At 60.0% G+C, this 25,514-nt stretch carries 27 protein-coding genes; 11 read left to right on the forward strand and 16 right to left on the reverse strand.

The window, feature by feature from the left end; translation table 11 throughout:
- The first annotated feature begins 91 nt into the window (after positions 1–91).
- Positions 92–814, forward strand: coding sequence for a hypothetical protein (locus tag ACGYLY_RS13445; protein ID WP_395291149.1), 723 nt, complete (start codon positions 92–94; stop codon positions 812–814).
- 1,547 nt (positions 815–2,361) lie between these two features.
- Here ACGYLY_RS13445 and ACGYLY_RS13450 read toward each other — a convergent pair.
- Entirely contained in the window at positions 2,362–2,538 is a 177-nt protein-coding gene (locus tag ACGYLY_RS13450) for a hypothetical protein (RefSeq protein ID WP_395291150.1), read from the reverse strand.
- Positions 2,539–2,778: 240 nt separating this feature from the next.
- On the opposite strand from ACGYLY_RS13450, the gene ACGYLY_RS13455 reads away from it, so the two are divergent.
- A complete protein-coding gene (locus tag ACGYLY_RS13455; RefSeq protein WP_395281103.1) occupies positions 2,779–4,023 on the forward strand; it encodes an orc1/cdc6 family replication initiation protein in 1,245 nt (414 codons plus the stop codon).
- A gap of 337 nt (positions 4,024–4,360) precedes the next feature.
- On the opposite strand, the gene ACGYLY_RS13460 is transcribed toward ACGYLY_RS13455, so the two are convergent.
- The 5 genes from ACGYLY_RS13460 to ACGYLY_RS13480 form a co-directional block, all read right to left on the reverse strand.
- A complete protein-coding gene (locus ACGYLY_RS13460) occupies positions 4,361–5,491 on the reverse strand; it encodes a S1C family serine protease (protein WP_395281101.1) in 1,131 nt (376 codons plus the stop codon).
- 197 nt (positions 5,492–5,688) lie between these two features.
- Positions 5,689–6,465, reverse strand: a complete 777-nt coding sequence (locus ACGYLY_RS13465) for a nucleoside phosphorylase (RefSeq protein WP_395281099.1) — start codon at positions 6,463–6,465, stop codon at positions 5,689–5,691.
- Between the two features lie 163 nt (positions 6,466–6,628).
- A complete protein-coding gene (locus ACGYLY_RS13470) occupies positions 6,629–6,934 on the reverse strand; it encodes a hypothetical protein (RefSeq protein ID WP_395281097.1) in 306 nt (101 codons plus the stop codon).
- Between the two features lie 61 nt (positions 6,935–6,995).
- Positions 6,996–7,271, reverse strand: coding sequence for an ArsR/SmtB family transcription factor (locus ACGYLY_RS13475; RefSeq protein WP_395281095.1), 276 nt, complete (start codon positions 7,269–7,271; stop codon positions 6,996–6,998).
- 73 nt (positions 7,272–7,344) lie between these two features.
- Positions 7,345–8,673, reverse strand: coding sequence for a ferritin-like domain-containing protein (locus tag ACGYLY_RS13480; RefSeq protein WP_395281093.1), 1,329 nt, complete (start codon positions 8,671–8,673; stop codon positions 7,345–7,347).
- 152 nt (positions 8,674–8,825) lie between these two features.
- Between ACGYLY_RS13480 and ACGYLY_RS13485 the strand changes: the two genes are divergently transcribed.
- Positions 8,826–9,827: a succinylglutamate desuccinylase/aspartoacylase family protein gene (locus tag ACGYLY_RS13485; RefSeq protein WP_395281092.1), complete on the forward strand. Its 1,002-nt coding sequence runs from the start codon at positions 8,826–8,828 to the stop codon at positions 9,825–9,827.
- 87 nt (positions 9,828–9,914) lie between these two features.
- Positions 9,915–11,093 carry a low temperature requirement protein A gene (locus ACGYLY_RS13490; protein WP_395281090.1) on the forward strand — a complete coding sequence of 393 codons (1,179 nt, stop codon included), beginning with the start codon at positions 9,915–9,917 and terminating at the stop codon, positions 11,091–11,093.
- Between the two features lie 80 nt (positions 11,094–11,173).
- Here the strand turns inward: ACGYLY_RS13490 and ACGYLY_RS13495 are convergent, their stop codons facing one another.
- The 5 genes from ACGYLY_RS13495 to ACGYLY_RS13515 form a co-directional block, all read right to left on the reverse strand.
- Entirely contained in the window at positions 11,174–11,740 is a 567-nt protein-coding gene (locus ACGYLY_RS13495; protein ID WP_395281088.1) for a class I SAM-dependent methyltransferase, read from the reverse strand.
- Between the two features lie 40 nt (positions 11,741–11,780).
- The gene (trxA, locus tag ACGYLY_RS13500) at positions 11,781–12,179 is read right to left on the reverse strand and encodes a thioredoxin (protein WP_395281086.1); all 399 of its coding nucleotides are present in this window, start codon (positions 12,177–12,179) and stop codon (positions 11,781–11,783) included.
- Positions 12,180–12,408: 229 nt separating this feature from the next.
- Positions 12,409–12,822, reverse strand: coding sequence for a hypothetical protein (locus ACGYLY_RS13505; RefSeq protein WP_395281085.1), 414 nt, complete (start codon positions 12,820–12,822; stop codon positions 12,409–12,411).
- The gene (locus ACGYLY_RS13510; RefSeq protein WP_231186792.1) at positions 12,819–13,655 is read right to left on the reverse strand and encodes a ParA family protein; all 837 of its coding nucleotides are present in this window, start codon (positions 13,653–13,655) and stop codon (positions 12,819–12,821) included. Before ACGYLY_RS13510 ends, ACGYLY_RS13505 begins: the two co-directional genes overlap by 4 nt.
- Positions 13,656–14,035: 380 nt before the next feature.
- Entirely contained in the window at positions 14,036–15,013 is a 978-nt protein-coding gene (locus tag ACGYLY_RS13515) for an ornithine cyclodeaminase family protein (RefSeq protein ID WP_395281084.1), read from the reverse strand.
- 73 nt (positions 15,014–15,086) lie between these two features.
- On the opposite strand from ACGYLY_RS13515, the gene ACGYLY_RS13520 reads away from it, so the two are divergent.
- The 3 genes from ACGYLY_RS13520 to ACGYLY_RS13530 all read left to right on the forward strand — a co-directional run bounded on the left by ACGYLY_RS13520 (position 15,087) and on the right by ACGYLY_RS13530 (position 18,898).
- Entirely contained in the window at positions 15,087–16,232 is a 1,146-nt protein-coding gene (locus ACGYLY_RS13520) for an NAD(P)/FAD-dependent oxidoreductase (protein ID WP_395281083.1), read from the forward strand.
- Positions 16,233–16,339: 107 nt separating this feature from the next.
- On the forward strand, positions 16,340–18,388 hold the full coding sequence (locus ACGYLY_RS13525) for a S9 family peptidase (protein WP_395281082.1): 2,049 nt from the start codon (positions 16,340–16,342) through the stop codon (positions 18,386–18,388).
- A gap of 93 nt (positions 18,389–18,481) precedes the next feature.
- Positions 18,482–18,898, forward strand: a complete 417-nt coding sequence (locus ACGYLY_RS13530; protein ID WP_395281081.1) for a hypothetical protein — start codon at positions 18,482–18,484, stop codon at positions 18,896–18,898.
- Here ACGYLY_RS13530 and ACGYLY_RS13535 read toward each other — a convergent pair.
- The 3 genes from ACGYLY_RS13535 to ACGYLY_RS13545 form a co-directional block, all read right to left on the reverse strand.
- The gene (locus ACGYLY_RS13535; protein ID WP_395281080.1) at positions 18,895–19,131 is read right to left on the reverse strand and encodes a hypothetical protein; all 237 of its coding nucleotides are present in this window, start codon (positions 19,129–19,131) and stop codon (positions 18,895–18,897) included. The two genes, ACGYLY_RS13530 and ACGYLY_RS13535, sit on opposite strands and share 4 nt — an antisense overlap.
- Positions 19,132–19,189: 58 nt before the next feature.
- Positions 19,190–19,516, reverse strand: coding sequence for a HalOD1 output domain-containing protein (locus tag ACGYLY_RS13540; RefSeq protein WP_395281079.1), 327 nt, complete (start codon positions 19,514–19,516; stop codon positions 19,190–19,192).
- Positions 19,517–19,711: 195 nt separating this feature from the next.
- Positions 19,712–21,040 (reverse strand): hypothetical protein, encoded by a 1,329-nt coding sequence (locus ACGYLY_RS13545; protein WP_395281078.1) that lies wholly within the window; start codon positions 21,038–21,040, stop codon positions 19,712–19,714.
- Positions 21,041–21,175: 135 nt separating this feature from the next.
- On the opposite strand from ACGYLY_RS13545, the gene ACGYLY_RS13550 reads away from it, so the two are divergent.
- Entirely contained in the window at positions 21,176–21,589 is a 414-nt protein-coding gene (locus tag ACGYLY_RS13550; RefSeq protein ID WP_395281077.1) for an EamA family transporter, read from the forward strand.
- 69 nt (positions 21,590–21,658) lie between these two features.
- Here ACGYLY_RS13550 and ACGYLY_RS13555 read toward each other — a convergent pair whose 3' ends face one another.
- Entirely contained in the window at positions 21,659–22,048 is a 390-nt protein-coding gene (locus ACGYLY_RS13555) for a helix-turn-helix domain-containing protein (RefSeq protein WP_231186801.1), read from the reverse strand.
- A gap of 216 nt (positions 22,049–22,264) precedes the next feature.
- Between ACGYLY_RS13555 and ACGYLY_RS13560 the strand changes: the two genes are divergently transcribed.
- The 3 genes from ACGYLY_RS13560 to ACGYLY_RS13570 are packed head-to-tail and all read left to right on the forward strand — an operon-like array spanning position 22,265 to position 24,755.
- Positions 22,265–23,209 carry an NAD(P)/FAD-dependent oxidoreductase gene (locus ACGYLY_RS13560; protein ID WP_395281076.1) on the forward strand — a complete coding sequence of 315 codons (945 nt, stop codon included), beginning with the start codon at positions 22,265–22,267 and terminating at the stop codon, positions 23,207–23,209.
- Positions 23,210–23,211: 2 nt separating this feature from the next.
- Positions 23,212–23,910, forward strand: coding sequence for a class I SAM-dependent methyltransferase (locus ACGYLY_RS13565; protein ID WP_395281075.1), 699 nt, complete (start codon positions 23,212–23,214; stop codon positions 23,908–23,910).
- A 14-nt stretch (positions 23,911–23,924) separates the two neighbouring features.
- The gene (locus tag ACGYLY_RS13570) at positions 23,925–24,755 is read left to right on the forward strand and encodes a class II glutamine amidotransferase (RefSeq protein WP_395291151.1); all 831 of its coding nucleotides are present in this window, start codon (positions 23,925–23,927) and stop codon (positions 24,753–24,755) included.
- Between the two features lie 142 nt (positions 24,756–24,897).
- On the opposite strand, the gene ACGYLY_RS13575 is transcribed toward ACGYLY_RS13570, so the two are convergent.
- Positions 24,898–25,440, reverse strand: coding sequence for a helix-turn-helix domain-containing protein (locus tag ACGYLY_RS13575; RefSeq protein ID WP_395291152.1), 543 nt, complete (start codon positions 25,438–25,440; stop codon positions 24,898–24,900).
- Between the last annotated feature and the right edge of the window lie 74 nt (positions 25,441–25,514).

A 25,514-nucleotide genomic window follows, 5' to 3' on the forward strand; every position in this document is an offset into this window, starting at 1 on the left:
AAACGAAATGAGTACAGAACTATCAGAAACTATGGATCGATTCCGACGGCCGGAGTACACCGGTGAGAACCGCTGCACTCCGTGTACGATAGTGAACGTCAGCATCGCCGTCGTTGCCAGTACGGTACTGACCTTCCTGGCGATTCCGCTCGGGGTCGCGTTCTTCGTGTTCAGTCTGGTCGCGATTTACCTCCGTGGATATCTCGTTCCCGGCACACCGAGGTTCACGAAAACATATTTCCCCGACTGGTTGCTTCGCAAGTTCGATAAGCACGAACCGCAGACCGCAGAGCCGAAAGCCACGGATCACGAACCCGAAGCGGTTCTCGCCGCAGCAAACGTCGTCGGACCCTGCGAAGAGATGGACGACCTCTGTCTCAACGAGGAGTTCCGAGCGGTATGGCACGAGAACATGGAGCGTGTCATGGAAGAAGGGGCTGAAAAGCGGGACTTGAGCCGAATTCTCGGCGCGGACGAGTCGGAGTTGGAGTTCGAGGAACACGATTCCGCCTTCATCGCCAAAATCGACGGACGTCGGCTTGGACAGTGGGAGTCGCGTCCATCGCTGATCGCGGATCTCGCCGCCGCCCGAGAGTTGAGCGACAGATACCACCAGTGGGACCGGCTATCCATCGACAACCAAAGCCGCATCCTCAGCGGCCTCCGCATCTTCCTCGATACGTGTCCGGAATGTGGCGCGGATATCACGATAGAGCAGGAAACGGTCGAATCCTGCTGTCGGTCGATAGAGGTCGTCGCAGCCACCTGTGAAGGGTGTGATGCGCGTATCCTCGAAGTCGAACAAATGGAGTAAGACGAATTACCAGTCCACCGTGCTTGTGGCGTTCGAAGACTGATTTCCATCGAACCCGTATCGAACACCACACCGCCATTTCCGTTGTTTTCGCGCGGAGAAACGTCCATTTTGACCGTTCGATTTCGGAGATGAGTTTCGAGGAATAACGTCAGAGAGCGCACGAGAAGGCAGCCAACCGGTGTTTGTTTTCATTGGCTGTATTGTTGACTCCTCTCTTTCCGCTGTCTTCGTATCCGAGTGACGACGAGTGGGTTTCGAACAACGTATAAGTTACCCCGTGATTTCCGTTGTTTCCATCGTTTGGGTGGATTTCGCCACGACCCCACCGTTTCCGTTGTTTTCGTACACGTAATTTCGGTGATGGTGACGATGGAGACGCGATCACTGCCGAAACGGATAGTGTCGGAACTCGTCCGCTCTCGATGGGGTCTCCGTCGGACGATGCCCGCTCCTCGGTTCACGAATATCGAGTTACCATCGGGGACAGCCGCCCGAGGGGAGAACGGGATTCAGTTCACTATTCCGTGGAGATAGTCGGACTCGATATGGAGAAGTCACTGTCGGGAAGTCACTGTTGAAATCATTGTGAGAAAGTCGCCATGAGAGAGTCGACCGGGAAATAATATACAGTATTTGACTCAAGCATCATGGCACGAGGTACATCGATAGAAGAGTCATCGATAGAGAAGAATAATTGATTGACATGCACGATGGTTGACGAATTCGGTGCTTGACGTAGTGCTCGACGTACACGGTTCTACATACCCCACGATTTCCGCTGTTGGACGGACGAGGGTAAACGGCCCGAGTGAACGAAGTTAGATGGAGGAAGTTAGATGGAGGAAGTTCGGCGGACGGAACACGAGATGTCCGACTGTAGAAGATATGGGTAAGGGTGGACACCCACCCCATGGTTTCCGCTGTTTTGGTGGGAAAGGGTGGGGGGGGCGAGAGTGAAGGGGCGGGTGGGGACGGGAGTAAAGGGACAGGTGGGGTGGGAATACATGAAGGCGAACTCGGAGTAGGAAACTCGTGTTCAGGAAACGAGTCACCAGCCGAGGAGAACAGCGGAAATGGAGGGGTTCCGAGTGGGATAAAACGCACTGAAACGGTCTAAATCGGAGAAATAGGCGTGGAATTGACGTTTTGGTATGAAGACGTGATACTCCGGGAAAACCGAAGTTACCCATGCGGTTAGCGTCAAGACTGTGACGGAATTGAGAATGGATAGGCGAGTGATTGAATGAACAACCGGACGAATAAGCGAGAATCAAAAAACGGAATCAAAACAACTAGATTCTAGTTTAATCACTTCACTAACTAAGTATTAGTACACATTACGGGTATTGTTGGGTAAACTCTGGTATAAATCTATCGGTCGCCTAGATGCCTTTTCACCCCCCACCACCATCCTTCCCTAAAGACTCCGGAAATAGTGGGGTGGGTGTGTGTTTATAAAGGAAGTCAACCTCTCTGCAGTCTCCACTCCGAGAACCGACCGTATTCAACGTCTTCTGCGGCTTTCTCCCGTCTTTAACGCACGATCACTTCTCGCCGCTCCCTCCACAACCCCACCATTTCCGCTGTTCATCGAGCGGTCGTTTCGGTTTGTCTGTCTCTCGGACGGTCGTCTCCGTTTCGAATTCGTTACCCGCATCGACCCCCCATCGACTTCCCATCGACTTCTCGTCACCTCTTCGCCCTCTCTCCGTCACTCCCATCACTCTTGTCACTCCCGTCACCCTCCGCTACTTTCCAGCAACTCTCCGTCACCCTCCGTCACTTTCCATCGACTTCACGACAGGTTCACGTCCACTTCTCACCGCTTTCCGTCGCCTCCTTTTCGCCTGAACATCGGAAACGGTGCACCGTCACAAACTCCGATACTACTTAAAGCGTTCGGAACAAAAGAAACAACGGACGGTCCAGTTTTATATGCTCGACTGTGAATACGTTGTATAATGACCTCGTTCAGTTTCGACCGGGATAATTCCCTTTACAAGAACCGCGACGCTCTCTTGGAGGAGTATACGCCGAACAATTTGGTCGGTCGGGACGACGAACTCGAGGAGTACCACGCTGCACTCCAACCGATCATCAACGGTGAAGCGCCGTCGAACATCTTTCTGTACGGGAAAAGCGGAGTCGGAAAAACCGCCGCAACCCGATTTCTCCTAAACCAACTCCAAGAGGACGCCGCCCGGTACGACGATATCTCCCTTTCCGTCGTCGAGATCAACTGCGACGGCCTGAACTCGAGTTATCAGGTCGCGGTTCGCCTCGTCAACACGCTCCGTGACCCCGCGGATCAGATCAGCAACACGGGCTACCCGCAGGCACAAGTGTACAGCTTTCTCTGGGACGAACTCGACCACCTCAACGGCACCATCATCATCGTTCTGGACGAGGTGGACCACATCAACGACAACTCCATCCTCTACCAAATTCCTCGCGCACGAAGCAACGGCTACCTCGAACACGCCAAAATCGGCCTCATCGGCATCAGCAACGACCTCTCGTTTCGCGATTCCCTCTCGGCGAAAGTCCGTTCCTCGCTCTGTGAAAAGGAGGTCTCGTTCCCGCCGTACGACGCGACGGAACTCCAGAAGGTGCTTTCCCAGCGTGAACAGGTCGCGTTTCACGAGAACGCCCTCGCGGAGGACGTCATTCCGCTCTGTGCGGCGTACGGCGCACAGGACGCTGGTGACGCACGACAAGCGTTGGACCTGCTTCTCGAAGCAGGGGACCTCGCGCGTAAGGACGCCGAAGGCCAGGTCGTCGACCATCACGTCCAAGAGGCGCGCCGGAAACTCGAACGCGACCGAATCATGGAGGGCGTCGCGGACCTCACCCAGCACGCACGTCTCATCCTCTACGCGCTCACCTCGCTGGAAGCGGAGGACAATTCGCCCGCCCGCTCGCGGGACATTCGACCACGGTACGAACAGCTGTGCAATCACATCGGCACCGAGGCGCTCACGAGCAGGCGAATGCGCGACCATCTCGCCGACCTCGCGATGCTCGGCGTCATCTCCTCGACCGAGAAAAACGAGGGAATGTCCGGCGGGAAGTACCGCGAACACGCGCTCAAGCAGGACCTCCACCTCGTGGTGAGCGCCCTCGAAGAGACCATCGAACTCGCTGGTGTTCACGAGAGCATCCGCCCGTACTACCAGTCACTCCTTGACGAACGAACGGACGGGTAACGGACGACGGAGAGGACGGATATCGGGAAATCAGACGGTCGGGAAACCGTACACCCGGGTGGTTGATGGTCCTTCGGTATCAACGTCTCTAACCCCACTATTTCCGTTGTTACACTCTCATTTCAACGGTCGAATTAACGCCACAATTTCCGTTGTTTTCCCGATAGGGCGGCTTCGTCCCCGTCTTCCCCTGGCCCCACCTCTATTTCCGCTGTTTTTCGATTTTCGTCCGGCTTCTACGCCTTTCCCCGCTGGCTCTCGTGAGTTACTCCACGCAGATTATATCGGTTCATCCGACACCGATCCCCACGATTCACTCCACTCCGATTCCCTCGATTCACTCCACTCCGATACTGATTCCTCCGCGTCCGGGTGTTTTCGGACGTTCACCCAGTACGACGGTTTCCGTCAACCGTCGCCCGTCTCTGATGAGTTCGACTTCGATCCGCTCTCCCGGCCGCGTCTCGATGAGGAGGTGTCGCATCAACTCCTCGTGTGAGCGTACTGCCACTCCGTCCAGACCGACGATAACGTCACCGCCGACGGGAACGTCGCGCCCGCGAAGCGTTCGAACCGATTCACATCCCACGAGCGCACCGCTCGCCGGGCCGAGACGAACGTCCACGACGAGAACGCCGCGAGTTTCGGCCAACTCGTTCGCCTCGGCGACGAGCGGCGAGACGTCCACCGTCGATATCTTGAGGAACGGATGACGGTAGTAGCCGGTTTCTATCAGGTGTGGCACGACCCGCGAGACGATGGCTCCCGAGATGGCGAATCCGATACCATCACCCTGCCGAGCCCGGTTGACGCCGACGACTTCCCCGTCCAGGGTCACGAGCGGACCGCCGCTGTTGCCGGGGTTGATGGCGGCGTCCGTCTGGACCGTATCGGGGATGGCGAAGCCGTTTTCGGTGGGAAGCGAGCGGTTCGTTCCGCTGACGATTCCCCTCGTTATCGTCCCATCGAGTCCCATCGGATTCCCGAGCGCGACGACCCGTTGGCCCGGTTCGGGCGCGTCCTCCGCGACGGGAAGCGGCGTGGCGTACGCCGGAAGGTCGGCCACTTCCACGACAGCGAGATCCGTTCCCTCGTCGCGTCCGACGACGCGTCCGGTTCTCCAATCGCCGTCGCTGAATCGTAGTTCCACCTCCTTGGCCGTACCGACGACGTGTCCGTTCGTCACGACGTATCCGTTTTCCACCCGTGCTGGGCTTATCGCCTCACCCTCACTCGTCGCCCCGGTTCCGCTCCTCGTCTCACCTCCACTCATCGTCTCGCCTTCGTTCACCGCTTCGTCTCCGTCAGGGCCGTAGATGAATCCCGACCCCGCGCCGACCCTCGTCGGCCCGTTCGCGTTGCGTGGGGTGACGTACACCGACACGACCGACGGAATCGTTTCGCTGTACAACTGCTCGTATGTCAACTGCTCTCCCGTTGACTGTTCGTTCGTTTCGTGTTCGTTCATGTTCCTTCCGACCACTGAACTTCGTCCCGACTATCGGCTTCGCGGTCGGTGAACCGAGTTCCAATCCCGAACGACACGAACCGCGAATCGTGGAGGGCGACGGCCCGATGGCCGAATTCACGTTAGGTTAGTGCCGAACACGCTTAAGTGTGTCACCCTTTGTCAGCCGATACAAACCGTCTTCGAATCGATACCTCTCACGACCCGTCCACGAGCACGCCGAGGTGGTCGTGAATCGCATCGATTGCCGGGTCGAGCAGTTTCGGTTGAACGTTCTCGTACTCGACGCCGGGGTCCCACTCCTCCGCGGTCAACAAATCGCCGATGTCGAACACGGCGGCCGCGTCCACGCCGCGGTACTCCGCGACGGCGAACAGGGCCGCCGCTTCCATCTCCACGCTGACGACGCCGTTCGACGCGTACTGTTCGATCTCGTCCACCGTTTCGCGGTAGAACGCACTGGTCGTCCACGTCGTTCCGCGATGTGCCGTCACCTCGCTGCCGTCGAACCGGGCTTCGAGGCGGTCGGTGAGTTTCGACGAGGGTTCCGCATTTGCTTCCGGCGGGAGGTAGTGATACGAGACGCCTTCGTCCCGAATCGCCCGGTCCGCGATGACCGCGTCGGTCGGTTCTATCGAGCGCTGGAGCGTCCCACACCCGCCGACGATGCAGAGGACTTCCGCACCCGCCGCGATGAGGTTTTCGGCGACGGTACCCGTCGCCGGCGCGCCGATACTGAACCCGCCGACGACGCCCACCGTCTCGTCGATAGGATGTACCTCGAAATCCCTCACGAGCGGTATCGGATCGTCCGCTCGCTCCGCGAGTATCCGCTCGAAGAAGTCGCGCTGATAGGTGATGAGGATGGCGCGCGGAATCTCCCGTTCGGAATCTCCGCCCTGTTCGTCGATGGCGTCCGAGGGTGAGAACAGCGCCGGTGAGTCGTACTTGTCACCGTAGTTCGGAATCGGCATGTCATAGAACTCCGACAGGAACCCGAAATCAGTTGTTGATACACGGCAGCACACAACACTGACGAACCGGAGAAATCACGGCGAAAAGCGACCTATCCATCCCTGTTCCCCTCCCCCGGACCCCCTCCCCAATCTCTCACCCGACCTGCACCGGCCGACCAACTCAATCCAACGTCACCCACGCGAGGAAGCCGATTGCCAAGGCCTCCAACACGTGAAAGAGGAGCATTGCGTGCCACGCGATGTCCGGGACCTGCGTGCTGAACCAGACGGACAGGTCCGGGTCGATGAGGTAGTAGTACAACCCGGACGCGTTCTCGAAGAAGAGCAGGGTTGCGAACACGAGCATCCCGAGCGTGTGCTTCGAGCGCAGTCGCACGTAGTTGCGAGCCCAGACGCTCCCGAGCAGTGCGAGAAGCACCATGCTGACCGCGGTGGCGACGCGGGCGGTGTCTATCCAGACGTTCATCGCTGCTCCTCCGGCGGGGAGTTCTCGGAAGCGTGTCGCTCGTGTAGGGGTTCGGTCATTGTCAGCCGAGTTGGGTAATGATGTCTTCGACGATATCCCAGTGGTGGCGTGCTCTGTCGGTCGGCAAGTACACCGCACCGTAATCGTTGCCGCTCGATTTCACCACCTCGTTGTCGGCGAGGACGTCGAGGTGGTGTCGGATGGTGTCGTAGTTGAGGTCCAAGTCCTCCGCGAGTTGGTTGGCGTTCCGCGGGCGTTCGTCGAGCGAACGCAGGATACGCGCGCGGTTGACGCCGCCGCGCGTCCCGGCCAACACGTACCAGAGGACTGCCTCCATCGTCCCTTACGAACGAATCGACCTACCTAAGGCCATCGACACAACCCGAAACGGATGACGATACCGACAGATCTCAGTTACTGACGATGAACTGACCGGCTATCTTCTTCACTTCCGACATCGTTTTCGGTTCGTCCACGGCCTTCGGGAACGGCGACTCCATGTCGAGTTCGTTGAGGAAGGACGCGTGTTCGGCCTCGACGCTGTGGATGCCGATCGCAGCGGCGAACACGTCGTCGTTTTCGACCGTCGGCGCGGCACCCTTGTACGCGGCGACGCCCGTGTTCTCCAGCGCCTTCGCGACCCCGAGGAACTCGGAGGCGTTGCCGTAGCCGAAGTCGTAGTCCGCTTCTTCGACCGGCGTGCCACCCAGTTTCTTCACCGTCTTGGTGAGGGCGTCGACGTGGGCGGCTTCGTGGTCGCTCACCGTCTGTAGGAAGGATGGCACCTTCTTCCGGGTGTGTTCGTCGAAGTCCGACAGCGCGTCGGCGTTCATCAGATTGTCGTTGCCGAACTCCTTCAGGCCGTCGCGGTAGAAAGCGTTCTCCAGGTGTTCGAGCGTCAGCGCGTAATTCAGGACGTTCACGTCGGTCGTGTCGTCTTCCTTTTTCCGGTCCTGTGTCGGGCGCGAGTCGCCCATCTCGTAGGCGCTCGTATCGACGTCCGAGGTGATGAACCCGCCCGCGATTTCGAGCACTTCGTCCATCGACTTCGCCTTGTCGACCGCGTTCGGGAACGGTACTTTCCCGTTGAGGAGGTTGAGGAAACTCGCGTGGCGCGCCTCGACGCTGTGGATTCCCGCCGCCGCGGCGAGCACGTCGTTGTTGACGACGGAAGGTGCTGCACCCGCGTAGGCGGCGACACCGGTGTTTTCGAGCGCTCGTGCGACCCCGAGGAACTCGCTCGGCGTCTCGTAGCCGAAGTCGTAGTCCGCTTCTTCGACCGGCGTGCCACCCAGTTTCTTCACCGTCTTGGTGAGAGCGTCGACGTGGGCAGCCTCGTGGTCGCCGACGGTCTTCAGGTAGGTCGGAACGTCCATACGGACTCCCTCGCCGAACTTCGAAAGCACCTTTGCGCCCATCAACTCGTCGTCGCTGAACTCCTTCAGGCCGTCGCGGTAGAAGGCGTTCTCCAGATGTTCGAGCGTCAACGCGTAGTTGAGTATCGGAACGTCGGGGTTCGCCATCTCCCCTTCTCTCTCGGTCGTCGTTTCTATGTCCGCGGTGGTCGTCCCCATGCTGGACGTGGTGTCCGTCGTGGATCCGGCCCCGCCGTCGGTACTCCCCGAACAACCCGCGAGCGTAACCGCACCGACCGCCGCCGTGGTTCCGAGGAACGCCCGCCGCGTTCGTCGCTGTCCCGCGTGAGTCGAGTCGTCGGTGGCGTCGTTGGTCTGTTTCATGGCTTCACTCCCATCGAGTCCAGCGGGGTCAAAAACGATTTTCCGAACTGTGACATGAATGCGCCGAGGATGTTTCGGGACTGTCTCCCCACTCTCACCCAAATTCATCCGTCGGGTCAATCTCCAAGTCGGTTTCCGTCCTCTCTCCTCGTATGGGGGATTCATCGACGTTCGAATTCGACGGGGGGCGCGTCGAATCCGGCACGACCCAGCAGTTCCGCTTTCCGACCAGCGAAACCTACCTCGGCGATCCGGTTCGGATCCCGGTCACTGTGATAAACGGGGAGAACCCCGGCCCGACGGTGTTTCTCGGAGCGGCGCTTCACGGCGACGAACTCAACGGCATCGAAGTGGTCCGGGAAGTTGCGGGCGAGTGGGAACACACGGACGTTCACGGAACCATCGTCTGTCTGCCCGTCCTCAACGTTCCCGGCTTCCTCGCCCAAGAGCGCTATCTGCCGGGGTACGAACAGGACTTGAATCGTGCCTTTCCGGGCGACCCGGCCGGGACGAACGACCGCCGTATCGCCGACCGCATCTTTCGCAACTTCGTCGAACCGTGTGACTTCGGCATCGATTTCCACACGTCCACGCGCGGCCGGACCAACATGCTGCACGTCCGGGCCGACATGAGAGACCTCGCCGTCTCACGCCTCGCCAACGCCTTCGGGACGAACCTCGTCATCGCCGGGCGCGGCGCACCCGGAATGCTCCGTCGGGAAGCCACTGATCGGGGGATTCCGACCATCACCATCGAGATGGGCGAAGCACACCGCTTCGAACGCGGCCTCATCGAACACGCCTTAGACGGCGTGAAAAGCGTCTTCGCCGCATACGGCATCTACGAGCAGGAACTCGTCCGCTGGCCCGGATGGCGAACCGTCGTGGAAACGGACGACGAACGAACGTGGATTCGCGCGGACGAGGGTGGATTGGTCGACATGCATCGCTTCCGAGGCGAACTCGTGTACGAAGGCGACACGATCTGTGCCATCAGCGATCCGTTCGAACGCGAGCGCGTCGAAGTGGTCGCGCCGTTTACCGGCCTCCTCGTCGGCGTTCTCGAAAATCCCGTCGTCTATCCCGGAAACCCGCTGTGCCATCTCGCGGAGGTCGACTCGACCGTTCGTCGCTCCATCGAGTTGTCGGCGTAGGCCGCTCGAACCTCGAACGCGACTACACAAAAATATAAAAAATATTTCATGAAGCAACGATAAGCGCGTTCGCGGTCTGTATCCTCCATGCGTCGGAATCGTTCGGTCAGGCTTCACACCGAAACGGGGGAGGAGCGCCACGCCACCTGGCTCGAACTCTTCTTCGACCTGGTATTCGTACTCGCCGTGGCCCAACTTGGGCGGTTGCTTCACGACAATCTCTCACCCCAGGGATTTCTCCTTTTGGTCGCGTTGTTCTTCCCGGTTTGGTGGGCGTGGGTCGGGTTTACGTACTACGCCGACCAGTTCGGCACGGACGACCCGATTTTCCGGAGCGTCATCGTCGTCGCGATGTTCGGAGTCATCGCGTTCGCGACGACGGTTCACGACGTTCTCGCGGGCGGAACCGTCGCCTTCGCCGCAGCGTATCTGTCCCTCCGACTGCTGGTCGTGGGACTGTACGTGCAAACGTGGCTCGTGACGTCCGATCTTCGCGAACTCTGCCGCCCGTGGATCGCTGGATTCGCGCTCGGAGCCACCGTTTGGGTCGCTTCGCTGTTCGTCCCGCCGCCGACGCGGTATCTGCTCTGGGTCCTCGGATTGGGTATCGAAATGGCGACGCCGATAGTTTCGAATCTGGACTCGAACGCGCCGATACAGGTCTCACACCTCCCCGAACGGTTCGGTCTGTTCACGATTCTCGTCCTCGGCGAGGTCATCCTCGCGGTCGGTGCCGGAACCATCGATATCGACTGGGAATTCCGTGGTAGCATCGTCGCCGCCAGCGGTTTCGTCGTTGCCGTTTGTATCTACTCGTTGTATTTCCGGAACTTCGATTGGACCGCCACCACGCAAGGGATCAGCGGTGACCGCCGAACGTTGGCTCGCGAGTTCATCTACGGATACAACCACCCGCTCGTTTTCGCCGGAATCGTGGCCACCGGCGTCGGTGTTCAGGGGGCCATCGAATCAACCGCCAGCGGCCATCCTTTCTCGGTCGGCGGACGGTTCGCATTCGTCGGTGGCTTGATGCTGTATCTGTTCGCGATTACGGCGAGTCAATGGGCCGCACCGCGTTCGATCTCTGTTCGCGTCCTCTCGATTCGACTCGTCGCGGTCGGACTGCTCGGCCTGCTCTCTCTCGTGGATGACCTTGCTCTGGTGACCGTCACCCTCGCCGCTGGTGTCCTCGTCGGATTGGTGGCGTTCGAGGAGGTCGACTCCCGGTTCGATCGATCCGCGTCCGAGGTTAGTCGGGCATCGTAGATTCGATTCCCGAAACCGCGCCGACAACGGAACGATTTCGCGGTGTTCGATTCACGAATTCGAAAGTAGTGATCCACTTCTCAGTTCGTCGCCACCAAAACGAACGTTTCCGGGCGTTCCTTCCCGAACTCCACGTCGAATCCTGCGGCAGTAAGGAGTTCGCTCGCCTTCTCCTCGTCATATCGCTCATCGACCGGCGGCCCGCTCTCCCCTCGTCCGTCGGCGCTCCAATCGGCGATGACCAATCGGCCTCCCGGTCGAAGCACGCGTGCCACCTCTGAGAGCGCGTCCGCTCCCGCGAACTCGTGAAATGTCATCGTCGAAAACGCGGCATCGAGTTCATTGTCCTCGAACGGCAGGTCGTCTATCGCCGCCGTAACGAGCGCGACGTTCTCCGGGACGCCCTTCTCCCGATAGTGGTCGTGCATCTCCTCTTGCATGTCGACGGCGTACACGGAGACGCCCATGTTCTCGCCGAACGAGGCCACGTCGTCGGTGTAAAACCCCGTCCCGCTCCCGAGATCGGCGACGGTTTCGTCGGTAGAGACGTCCAGTTCCGCTACCAATTCGTCGCGGGAGACGTATCGATACCGTCCCGCATCTTCGAGCTTTTCCGCCTTCTCGGGGTCGAACGTGTGAAAACCCATCTCGTACTCCTATCGTCAGCGCCAGAATAAAGAACTCCGTTTAGGCGAACCGCTCGACTAGGTCCGTCAGCGCTGCCTCGTCCTGCATTCCGACCAACCGCTTTACGGGTTCCCCGTCGGCGTACAACTGCAGCGTCGGCACGCCGCGAACCCCGTGTCGCTGTGCGAGCGGTTGGTGCTGATCGATGTTCACCTTGGCGACGACGGCGTCGGTTTGTGCCGCCACGGTTTCGAGCGCCGGTTCGAGCATCTTGCACGGTCCACACCAATCCGCGTAGAAATCGACCAGTACGATTCCGCCCGCCTCCGTCAGCTCCCGGAATTGCGGTTCGCTCTCGACGTGAACCGGTTGTTCGGCGGTTTCCCCGTTCGCCTCCGACTCTCCGTTCACCAATTCTTCACGCTTTCGCTCCCGTATCTCGCTGAGTTCGTCCGTCATTCACCCATCGTAGGGACCGCTCCGATTTAACGGTTTTGCACTATCTTCACAATTTGGATGTCACAGATGTCCCGTTTCGTACCCATACCTCTTCGAAGAACCATCCGGAGCTGTTTGACAGAAACATGTCTGTCTATGTATCCGTAAATCTCTCTGGAAATCTTTACAGCTGTATCGTCATAATTCTCTCCGGTAATCTATCGAGATATCCACAAGCAAGAAGCGACTTTTACCGGCGACCGTAGCCCCAATCTTCCATCACGCGGCGAACGTCGTCCGCGTTCTCAAGCCCTGCTCGGATGAGCGCCTCGCGAACGTCCAGTGCCATCACCTTGTCGCCATCGAAGGTTTTCCCGAGTTCGCGCTCCAGCTCGTCGATTTTCGTCGCCGTTTGGTCTTGCACGTACACCGGAACGGCGTCCCGGTCGGCTTTCACGGTTCGACGTGCGAAGATGAACGGGAGCGGGTCGGTACTCGTACTCGTCGTCTCCGGTTCCGATTCGGTCGGCGTCGATTCGCTGCTCCTCGACTCGGTCGCGACGGCCTCGGCGCTCGAAGCCGTATCCGCGGGTGATTCGGCGTACGCGCCGACGTCATCGCTGTAATCGTCGTCCGTCGCGCCATACCTGTCGTCTTTGGTCATGCCTCGACCTCCACCGCGTCGACCGTCCCCTGCTGGACGATTCGCGCCAGTTGCTCGAAGTTCGCGAGCAGGTCCTCCTCGTACTCGCGAAGGTCGCGCGTATCCCCGCTCTCCGCGAACTCGAACAGGTTCATCTGGTTTTTCCACGCTTCCTTCAGCACGTCACGTTTTCGAACGCCGAAGGGCGTCACCGGTTTCCCGTCCGTTTCGAGTTCCTCGCGCGTGTCGCGGTAGATGTTCGAGTCGCCGACCTCGTTCGGCACGACGGCGAGGATTCCCAGTTTGAAGCTGTCGTCGAACTTCTTGAACCCGCGCTCCATGCTGTCGAGGGTGTCTTCCAGCCCTTCGATGGAGATGCTTCCCTTTCGAGTGAGTTCGATGGGAATGAGGACGTTTCGCGCCGCAACGAGCGCGTTGTCCACGAGCACGTTCAGCGTCGCCGGCGGATCGATGATGAAGTAATCGTACTCCGACGCGACGGATTTGAGCGCGGACCTGAGTTGGAACTCCCGAAGCGAGGTGTTCCGTGCGGCCATCTCGCTCTCGATGTTCGCGAGCCCCTCGTGAGACGGCACGAGGTCGAAATCCTCCGTTTCGACGATGAGCGACCGGATATCCTTTTCGTCGTCCAGCAGAACGTGCCCGAGGTGGTCGCGGTCGCCGGTTTTCAACTCCTGGTAGCCGACGTGGTCGGTCAGACTTCCCAGTTGGGGGTCCAAGTCGATAACGAGAACCCGCTCGTCCTGTCGGCCCAGCGCGGCGGAAACGTTCGTCGCCATGGTCGTCTTGCCGACCCCGCCGGACTCGCTCCACAGTGTGATGGCCCGTTTCATACAGTCGGTCGATATACGCTGGCTCCTCATAAATTCTCGTCAGACAACTGGGCGAAACTATGCGGATAGCTATACAGATAGCTAACTTCCTGGATATCTTTCCAGATATCTAATCGAATTTCTACGAAGAAACCTGCATGACGGCAGCGGAGCTATGTGATTTCACACCCGGGTTTTCGCAAAACGCGATGCTCGGTCTCGTTCCGATTGGGTTTCTGTGTATGTCTCTCTATAGCTATCTGTCTATGTATCTCCCCAGAAATCTATCTGTACCTCTCTACCTCCCTTCCGATACGCTCGTCGGAAATCTATTCGGATATCTGGATGGCTCCCTGGCAAGATTTCTACAACTATGTCTGACGAGACTTCCTCGAAGGTCGTTACAGTTCGACTTCCCGTCCGGCTTCCGTCTCCACCGCTCGATCGAACACGAACTCGCTCGCGGCGGCGTCGAGTACGGCCGACCCGACGCTTTCGACGACGACGATTTCCGAGTCGGAATCCCGGCCGGCCGCTCCGTCCAACACGTCGCCCAGCGGAACGAAGTCGTCGGCTTCGAGGTCGGTCGCTCGTACGTCCCCAGTTTCGGCGACTTCTCCCGGTACGTCGGCGACCGTTTTATCCGCACGGGAGAACGTCTCCCGGTCGAGTTCGCGCATCTCCGCGTTGTAGGCACCGACCGCGATGACCAGCGTTCCGGGGTGGAGTGCCTCGCCGGAAAAGACGGGAGTTGTCGCGGTCGTCGCGGTGACGACGACCGTCGCGTCTGCCACCGCGTCATCCGCCGATTCGACCGGTGTGGTTGGCACGCCGAGTTCCGATTCGAGTTCTTTTGCACACTCGCGCTTGGAATCGCTGGGGGAATAGACCCGAATCGATTCGACGTCCGTCGCGGTCACGATACAGCGGGCTTGCCAACGGGCTTGCGTCCCCGCTCCGATGACGGCGAGTTTCACCGGGGACGACGAGGCGAGTTCGGCGGCGGCCAGCCCACCGATACAGCCCGTTCGAGCGTTCGTGATTCTCGTTCCGGCGAGGAGGGCGGCGGGGAGTCCCGTCTCGGCATCGGTCAGCGCGATTTGGGCGTTGACCGTCGGAAGCCCGCGGTTTTCGTTTCCTCCGTGGACCCCGACTAATTTCGTGGCGTAGTGGGGTTCGCCGTGGATATAGGCGGGCATGACGAGGCCGGTTCCGAGCGGTGCGTCGCCGTCGATCCCCGCACCGACCGGAAAGTGGGGGCGGTCGGGTCGTTCGACGTCACCGCGTTCCTGTTTGACGAACGCGTCGCGGACGACGGGAAGCAAGGCGTCGATTTCGAGGAGCGACGCAACATCGTCGTCGGAGAGGATTCGAACCATGGGGGGGCATTGACCGCGAACATGCTTATTTCCCGACCATGGAACCATTATCCTGGAGTCCATTTTGGTAGCCATGCGAGTCGTCGTGATCGGTGGCGGAATCGTTGGCTGTTCGAGCGCGTACTATCTCGCGAAACGCGGGGCCGAAGTGGTCGTCTGTGAACGTTCGAACGTCGGTGCCGGAAGCACCGAACGCTCCGCTGGCGGCATTCGAGCTCAGTTTTCGACGTCCGTCAACGTCGCGCTCTCGCGGGCCAGCATGCGCGTGTGGAACCGGTTCGCGGAAGAGTTCGACGCCGACATCTCCCACAGACGCTCGGGGTATCTCTTCCTCGCCAGGGACGAGGCGTCGGCGGACGAACTCGCGGAGACGGTCGCGATGCAGAACGAGCGCGGCGTTCAAAGCGAGTTGCTCACCCCCGAGGAAGCGCGCGAGGTTTGCCCCGGTCTCCGCGCCGACCTGTTCCGCGCTGCGACTTACTCCCCGAACGACGGGTTCGCGGACCCACATCTGGCGCTCCAGGCGTTCGCCACCCGCGCCCGTGAAGTCGGTGCCGACATCCGAACCGGCGTCGAGGTGACGGGCGTCCTCGGCGATTCGACCGGAATCGAGGGCGTCGAGACGACCGACGGACCCGTCGATGCCGATTTCGTCGTCAACGCCGCCGGACCGTGGGCGAGCAGGGTCGCCGCCATGGCGGACCTCGACCTCCCGATTTCGCCCGAACGTCGCCAAATGGCGGTCGTCGCCCCGGAAACGCCCGTCGCCGAGTCAGTTCCGCTGACCATCGACCTCGATACGGGGTCGTACTTCCGCCCGGAACGCGAGGGTGCCGCGCTCGTCGGCGGGCATTTCGGCGGCGACACGACGGCCGACCCGAACGCCTACGACCGAACGACGGACCTCGACTGGACCGTCGAGGCCGTGGAGAAGTCGGCGGAGTGGACAACCTACTTCGGCCCCGACTCCGAGATTCGTCGCGGTTGGGCGGGTCTGTACGCCGTCACGCCGGACCACCATCCCATCATCGAGGAGACGATTCCGGGATTCGTGAACGCCGTCGGATTTTCGGGGCACGGCTTTCAGCACGCGCCGGCGACCGGCCAACTCGTCACGGAACTCGTCTTCGACGGCGAGGCGTCGCTCGTGGACATCTCCATGCTCGATTCGGATAGATTCGCGGAGGGACGTACCGTCGACGAACGGAACGTCGCGTAAAGGACGGTCTGTCGTCGCGTGAAAACCGAACCCTCCGTTGCGTCCCGGCAACCATCCGATTTGCTGGCGCACATACAATTATTATCATCCCGCGGCAGGAAGTATGCGTGACAGACACGTTTCAGCCGGACGATTTCTACGACCTGACGCTGGTGAGCGACCTCGCGCTATCGCCCGACGGCACTCGAATCGCCTTCCTCGCCGACGAATTCGACCGGATGAAGGACGACCGACGAACGTCCCTGTTCGTCGTCCCGGCGGACGGGAGCGACGACCCGTATCGGCTCTCGCGGGCGTCCGACGCCGGGTCGCCGAAGTGGTCCCCGGACGGCGCGAAACTCGGATTCCTCGCCGCCCGCGAGGAGGACGTCGCGCTCTCGGTGACGACGGACGAAGGGAACGAGGACGAGGACGGTGAGGGCGATGAGAACGAAGCAAACGGCGCGGACGACGAACCCAAACCTCAGCTATGGCTGTTCGACATGGTTCGCGGCGGCGACGCTCGGCAACTCACGGATCGGGAGGAGGGCGTCCGCGAGTTCGATTGGGCATCCGACGCTGACCGACTCGTCATCTCCTCGCGCGACCCGACCGAGGAGGAACTCGACTACCTCGCGGACCTCCGGGACGGCGGCCCCGTCGAAACCGAACGACTGCAACACCGGTTCGACGGGAAGGGACTGCTGGACGACGTGACGACCTATCTGTTCGTCGTCGACGCCGAAACGCGCGAAACGCGCCGCCTCGACGACGCCTACGGCGGCGGGGCGTACGAACCCTCGCTGGGTCTGCAACCCGCGTGGGGGCCGGAGCGAATCGCGTTCCTTTCGAACCGCACGGACCGTCCCGACGATTCCGAGGTGATGGACGTGTACACCATCGCGCCCGACGGAGGAAATCTGCGAAAAGTAACCGACTCGGACCTCGCTGCCGGTGTTCTCCGGTGGTCGCCGGACGGGTCCAGTCTCGCGTTTACCGGAAACCATCCGACGAACACGCACGTCCCGACCCAGTTGTACGTCGCCGAGGACGGCGACTACCGGTCCGTCTCGGAATCGCTCGACCGGACCGTCGCACGCTCCGGACGGTTCCGGTGGGAAGACGACGGGACGCTCCTCGTCGCCGTCGGGGACGAGGGAAGCACGCGCCTCGTTCGCTGTTCGGCGGCCGAGGACTCGCCGACGTTCACGTTCGATTCGCAAGGCGAGTACCGAACCGTCGAAACGTTCGATTACGCGGGAGGGACAGTTGCACTGCTCCTCACGGACCCCGAAACCGTCGGGGATTTGTACAGCCTCCCCGTTGCCGACCTCGATTCCGGCGACGCCGTTCGAGTGACTGCATGCAACGAATCCTTCGAGCAAACGCACGCCATGCCCGACTGTCGGCGTGTCGTGTATCCGAACGAGTCCGGTGACGACATCGAGGGCATCGTCTACAGCCCTTCGGACTTCGATCCCGAAGACCCCGACCCGAGGCCGCTAATCGTCAGCATCCACGGCGGTCCCGTCGCCTACGACGCGCCCGAGTTCTCGTTTGAGTACGCCTTTTGGGCCGATCGGGGATACGTCGTCCTCCGCCCAAACTACCGGGGAAGCAGTTCATACGGTCGGGCGTTCAGCGAAGCCATCCGTGGCGACTGGGGTCCCCGCGAATCCGAGGACGTGCTCGCGGGCGTCGAGCATCTCGTCGATCAGGGGTGGGCCGATTCGGACCGCACCTTCGTCACCGGCCTCTCCTACGGCGGCATCACGACGGGCTATCTCGTGACGCGGACGAATCGCTTCGCCGCGGCCGCCGCCGAACACGGCATCTACGACCTCCGGTCGGCGTACGGAACCGACGACGCTCACATCTGGTGGGAAAACGACTTCGGCCTGCCGTGGGAGAACCCGGAAGCCTACGATTCCTCATCTAGCATCACGGACATCGGCAACATCGAAACGCCCCTGTTGGTCACGGCCGGCGGCGAGGACTGGCGCTGTCCCCCGTCGCAGTCCGAACAGCTATACATCAGCGTCAAAAAGCGGAACGTTCCCGCAAAACTCGTGGTTTACCCCGACGAGCATCACAACATCGGCGACCCGGACAGGGCAGTGCACCGAATCGAGCAACTGACGGAATGGTTCACAACTCACGATCCCGAACGGCCGTAACGGGACGTTAGCGGTTGAACGGTCCCCGCTTTCGATTAAACGGTCGCTCGCTTTATTCACGCGCTCGACCTACCCTCGTTCGGGGAAACACTGATGAGTGAAACAGAAGCGAGAGAAGGAACGTCTCGAAGTACCGACACTGACGAATCGGGACTGAAATGGCTGAGCGGTTTCGTATCGCTCGTAGGGGCGTGGATATTCATCTCCGCCTTCGTCTACCCATCGATGTCATCGACGAGTTATTGGAACAACCTCATCATCGGGGCAGCGATATTCCTCATCGCGGGGTACAACTACTACCGCATGTCTCGGGGGATGTCGACGAGCGTGGGTAGTTCGTCCTTCGTCGCACTGTTGGGACTTTGGATGATACTCGTGCCGTTCATCATGACCGCGTCGACGGCGTTCTGGAGCGACATCATCTCCGGCATCGTCGTGGCCATCATCGCCGGGTACAACGCCTACGCGGGCCGTGAGGAGAGAGCGGGCGCGCCCGCCGGAACGGCTTAAAGTCGTTCCAGTTTGTCCAATTGGAACGATGCGAGATGGTATCGAGTGACGAGGACTGCGAATCCGACCATCACGACGGCGAACATCGCATGGAACGAGAGTGCGGTCTGGTGTGAGTAGCCGTTCCACAACTGGGCGAGGCCCAGCAACACTGGTCCGAAACTGAACAGTCCGGTCTGTACCGGCAGCTCGGAGAACAGTTCACGGAACGTAACGGGTGCTTTGTCGGTCATCAATCGGTTCTTGACCCCATTCGTGGCCCGGGCATCAATACCGTTTCGAAATCGTTTCCTACTCCGTTTCGTCTTCGTCCACCGGCCCGTACACGACTATTTCTCCGTCCGCATTGATGAGTATCTCACATCCACGGGCGAGAAACGTGATCTTACCGTTCGTCCGTAGCGTCCCGTCGTGTTTCTGTCCGAAAATCGCATCCAACGCGTCGGGGTCGACGCTATCGTAGAGCCACGTCTGTTTTTCCGCCCCCTGTCCAACTATCTCCTCCACTCCCCTGATGACTCGTGTGCTCGGGTCGTCGTTCCCTCCCGCGACTCGATACGCTTTTCGTCCGTCTCGGTCGAGGTCCGTCGCCCGTTCGGTAAATCGATTCTCTTTCATGATCTGCCGATTCGAGTGTTCAGTTAGGGTGTTAAACTGATTACAGCAATAAAAGAATCTCGATTGTATCTGAAACTAATATCTCTCCGTGACATGTCCGAAAAACGATTTGAAATGGCTCGAATGTGCGTCGCGACGGGTGACTCTTCCGTCGTCCCAGTTCCTCATCCCCGCTCGGTTCTCACCTTTTCCGCTCTACGACTGTCCACCCCGCCACCAGCCCAACAGCAGGAGCGCGACCAACGCCACTGGAACCGTGAACCCGGGCAAACTGGTGTTCCCGGACGACGAACCAGTTTCACCTGAAGCCGCATTCGTCGTCGTGGATTTCTCCCCCGTTGTCTCCTCCGTGGTGCTCTGGTTCGTCGTTTCCGTCATCGATCCCGGACCGAGTTCCAGCACCCATCCGTCCATGCCTTGGGCGCCGAACCCGCCGGTTTGTCCCGCGAGGAGGTAACCTCCGTCATGAGTCTGTATCGCGGGCCATGGTTTATCCCAGCCCGTACTTCCGTACGCCTTTTCCCACTGAAGGTTCCCGTCAGCGCCCGTTTTCACCACGTACCCGTCCGCACTCCCGATTCCACCGGTCAGCGTTCCGCCCGTGAACAGGTACCCGCCGTCCTCCGTCGACATCGCCGAGTCGAGCCAATCGACCTTCTCGCCACCGAATCGCTTTTCCCAGTCCAGTGTTCCGCTCGAATCGTACCGGAACACCCAGCCGTCACGCGATTCGCCGCTTTCCGACTCGCCGGCCACGACGATTCCGCTTTCGTCACCCGTCGCCGCCCAGACGGCTTCCCGGTCCGCCCCGCCGAGGGTACGTTGCCACTGTCGCTCGCCGTTGTTTCCGGCCTCGAGAATCCACGCGTTTTGTCCTCCGCTATCGACCTCCCCGGCGACGAGGTATCCGTCAGCCGTCGGAACGACTGCCTTGAAGCGTCCCGTACTCCCGTTCGGAGCCGCGTACGTCCGTTCCCACGCCTTCGACCCCGACGCACCTTGCTTCAGTAGCCACCCGCCGACGCCGCTGTCCCCTTGGGTCCAACCGGCGAGTACGTATCCGTCTCCGTCCTGCTCGACGCCGTAAAACGCGCCCGTTCCCGGCGTTCGCTCGTTCCGCGTCCGTCCGTCCGTATCGAGTTCCAGCACCCATCCCGTCGGGCTTCCGCCGCGGTCGGTTCGCCCGGCGACGACGATCTGGCCGTCCATCACGGCGACGGAGTACAACCGATCCGTTCCCGGTCCGGAGAGCGTTCGCTCCCACTGCTTGTTTCCATCGCCGTCGATTTTCATCACCCAGCCGTCGATTCCGGTGCTCTCGCTCTCTTTCTCTCCCACGAGTACGTAGCCGCCGTCGTCCGTCCGTGCGACATCGTTGAAGATGTCGTCGCCGGACCCGCCGTACGTTTCGTTCCAGCGCTCTTCCGGTTTCGAGTTCGACTGCGGTTCTGCCGCCACTACAGCCATCGCTCCGACCGCGGAGGCGACGAACAGGGCGAATACGAGGGTCGTCGGGCGTCCCATGTGCCCTTCGTCGGGAGATGACCAATTTGTTATAGCTCCCCTGCACTCGAATCAGGCGGTAACTGTCCGTCGGTTGGCACCGCCTGTCCCGCCCGAACCCGAAGGGCTTCGTCGGTGGACGGTTTCCTGAACGGCATGGTTCGAACCGCGATATATTTCGCCCTCGTCGGTATGCTCGCGTGGGGTGTCTGGGCGCTGTTTGCCGATTTCGCCACCCGAACGCTCGCGCCCGAAGTGGCGATGGCGATATCCTACACCGTGGGCGTCGGCCTCGCGATCGCATACATAGCCACGCGACCCGATCCCCTCTCGATCTCGGGGTCGGGGGTCACGTTCGCCATCGCTGGCGGACTGTTCTCCGGCATCGGTTCCATCAGCTACTACGTGGCGCTTCAACGCGGGAATACCGCGATCGCGACGACCGTCACCGCGCTCTATTTCGTCGTCGCCGCCGTTCTCGGCGCGGTATTCCTCGGCGAGTCGGTCGGTTTACGGGACGTAGCGGGCATCGGTTTGGCCGCCGGTGCCGTCGTCCTTTTAGCGACGTGAGCTGGGAATATACCGCATCTCGCTATACTAAGCCGACTACGAATTCGTCACGAGGGGAAAGGTATCGATCTATTCAGAAGGACGGTCCTTGACATATGTATCTCGGAATTCCTGAATGAGTTGGCCAGTCTCAGCGTACCACTGGTTGAGCATTCGTTGGAGCTCATTCGCTATCTCGTCAGGGTCAGAGACCCTATACACGTGGTGATAGCCTCCCTTCGGACAACTTTCCTGTTCTTGCACGACAACTCCTGCCTCTTCGAGTCGTTTGACTGAACGGTACGCAGTCGTCCGCTCTTTACCGATGAACTTCGCAACGTAGTCCACGGTAAGCGGCTCAGAAGACTCTGCTAACAATCTAAATACGGCTCTGTCTAGCTCACTCAGTCCGAACATACAGTCTAGAAGACCTTCACACTCCCGTTCATCCCCAAGTTGCTTTTGTACGGCTTCTGGCATTGTTATCGACCATTAGTGCTGCCGCCACATAAGGTTTGCACTCTTATGCAATCAAACGCGAGTTCGGAATCGACATGAAGAAATTGAGCGGAGAGGACAGAACAGCTATAATGAAGAATACGAGCCATTGAGGCCAGATAACTCCAATATACAAGAATTAATAGGCTCTCCCTCGTCAGCGACATCCTTATCACACACTGCCTCATTGCATAAGATGTGCAAACAACTGACAGCGGCGATTCGGAATACGACGTTCTCATCATCGGGGGCGGGCCTGCTGGTTTGAGTGCAGCCCTCCAGTTAGGGCGCTCGCTCCGCAGTGTCTTGGTCTGTGATAACGGCGAACCGCGCAATGGTCCAGCAGCTGAAGCCCACGGATACCTGACGAGGGACGGTATCCCGCCGGAGGAGCTCCGTCGGCTCGGTCAGGAGGAAGTCGTGAAATACGGCGGCGAGTTTCGGGACACGAAAGTAACGGATGTCAGCAGGGACAACAACAGCTTCACCAGTACCCTGGATTCCGGCGAGACCGTCACAAGCCGGAAAGTCGTACTAGCGACAGGTGTCAGTGACAACCTTCCAGATACCGACGGCTTCGAGGAATTCTGGGGGAGTGGCGTGCATCACTGTCCCTACTGCCACGGCTACGAAGTTCGTGATGAACCCCTCGGCGTGATGGTCACGGACGAACACATGGTCCACTACGCGAAGCTCATCTACAACCTGAGTGACGACCTCGTCGTGTTCACTGATGGGCATGACGTCTTCGACGAAGAATCGCGGTCGCTGTTCGTCAAGCACGGAATCGGAATCGAGGACGAACCGATTACCGCACTCAACGGCTCGAATAGTGCTCTCGAAAGCATTTCCCTCGCGGATGGCCGCGAGGTCGCTCGCCACGCTCTGTTCTACCCGCCGCCGATGGAGCAACACAGCGAGATCCCAGAACAGCTCGGTCTCGAAGTGGATGAGGCTGGGCTCGTCGATGCAACGCGCTCCCAGCGTGGAATCGGGTTGACATCGGTCGAGGGCCTGTTCGTTGCTGGCGACGCCTCTAGCGGAGGCCCTCCCTCCATAGCATCCGCCGCCGCGGATGGGTACGCAGTCGGGGCAACCGTGAATGGGGAACTCTCCATGGAAGACTTCGGAGGGGGGTGGTAACTATGGAAATGTCCTTAGAGGAGCTCGCCGATCGCTTTTCGGAGGTCGCGGATCAGTATGACGACAAACACGACAGCGACGAGAAGCCGATCTACAACGCGTGCGCCTCGCTCGTCGTCGAGCACGCCAACCCTGGCCCCGACGACGTCGTTCTCGACCTCGGAACGGGGACGGGCCTGATCGCGCTCGCGTTGGCCGAGGACGCCGGCCATGTCGTCGGTCGCGACATCAGCGACGGGATGATAGAGCAGGCCCGGTCGAAGGCCGCCGACAACGGTTTCGAGAACGTGGAGTTCGGCTACGGCGAGTTCCGCGACCCGCACTACGACGGCGACGTAGATACCGGGTCGTCGGAGACGCCCCAAGCCGACGCTCGTGGTGCTCGCGTCGACATCGTGGTCTCGAACTTCGCCCTGCACCACCTCCCCGACGAGAAAAAGCGCGAGGCTATCGAGGTCATCGCCGACCTCGGTCCGCGTCGATTCGTCCTCGGGGACGCGATGTTCTTCGGCTCACCCGACCCTGACGAACCGCTATTCGGCCACGGAGTCGATGGGGCTACCGTCGGGATGCTCGTGGACGTACTCACTGATGTCGGATTCGTGGTCACGGCTGTCGAACGTGTGCATGACCAAGTGGGCGTCTTGGTCGCTGAACGAAGTGACGAAGAGCCGGCTTACGATCCTCAAGAGGACCAATAACCCCAATGTGTCGAATGTTCGCGTTGCGGAGCACCGTTAGCTGTCCGGTGCAGGAATCGTTGACGGACGCCGACCGGTCGCTTCAACGGTTGAGCGAGATCAATCCACACGGATGGGGTGTCGCACACTACGTTCAGGGCGTTCCGCAGATCGTCAAGAGTCCAGAGATGGCTGCTGAGAGCCCTGTATATTCGGCTCTGTCGAATCAGATCGAGTCGAGTTGTGTCGTCGCCCACGTCCGTCGTGCGACACATGGTGACCACACCGTCGCAAATACTCATCCCTTCCAATACGGTCGGTGGGTGTTCGCGCACAACGGCAATATCGCCGGGTTCGACGACTTGCGACCGACGCTGCTGGACGAAATAGCACCGTCCCTGCGTCCCCATATCGTGGGTACCACGGATAGCGAGGTGCTGTTTTTCCGACTCCTGACCGCGATGGCTGATGCAGGTATCCTCGATACAGAATCAGGGCAAGTCGATCCACAATCGCTCTGGAAAAGTATCCGCTCCGTTGTGGAGCGAGTGGCTGAACTGGCTGGTGGTATGCACGATGATACCAACGGTCCATCTGATGAAACATATCTAACGTTCGTCCTCACAGATGGTGATACTCTCATTGGACACCAGGGTGGAAAGTCGCTCTTTGTCCATGCGCCGACGATCAATCATGGGGATCAAGAGAGGTCGTGGGCAGTCGGGAACGGAGCGACTGATCATTTTTTACTAGCGAGCGAACCTGCTCATACCCCTGCAATGTGGACGCCAATCCGACATGGCGGGGTAGTTGGAGTCGGTCCTGACATGACCGTCTGGACCACACCAACTGCCCTGGTCGATTGAGGTATTACCGTACGCTCTTATCAGCCAATTTTCTAACTGACGTAGGATGTAATCAAGACACACATCAGTTTCTCCTCCGGAACTGTACAATGATGATGGCAGGGCGTCCCGGTTCGTGCGGTATCGCCCGGAGCCACGGGACTCAGATCGGCGGCTTACCGAGGAATCGCTTGATGATCCGTCGTTCGGCGCGGTGGAGGATCCCGCTCGCAGCGCCCTTGCTCACGCCGAACGATTCGGCGAGTTCCGTGAGCGTACACTGGCGCGGACTCTCGTAGTACCCGCGCTCGACCGCCTCGACGATAAACTCCAGCTGGCGATCGGTCAGCAGTGCGGTCTCGTCGCTCGATTGCCGGACGGCGGCGAGTTCGTACGCGACTCCAGTGGCGTCGAACGCGTCTCCGAGTCGGGACAAGCGCTCCCGTGAGGTCGTCAGATCGGCGATGGCCCATCCCTCTCGGATCGGGAGCGGGAACTGAATGAGGTTCCCCGACTCCAGGATTGCGCGGTGTGGCGCGGGAACGTACGATATTTCGTACTGGATGACCGTTCGCTGATCGTCAGCGTGCAGGACTTCGTATTGGGGCAGTAGCTCCTCCTCGTCGAGCGCCTGTGTGATCGAACGCTTCGGTGCTCCGATGTCGAGGATCACGATCAGTCCGTTTTCCGTTGGGAAGTTAGACACGATTCGAAACTCAGTCTCTGGGTGGGCTGTCGAGAGCGCGCCAAGTTCCCCGCGAACTTCGAATGTAAACTGTG

This window comes from Haladaptatus sp. CMAA 1909 (assembly GCF_043952005.1).
Taxonomy (GTDB): Archaea; Halobacteriota; Halobacteria; order Halobacteriales; family Haladaptataceae; genus Haladaptatus.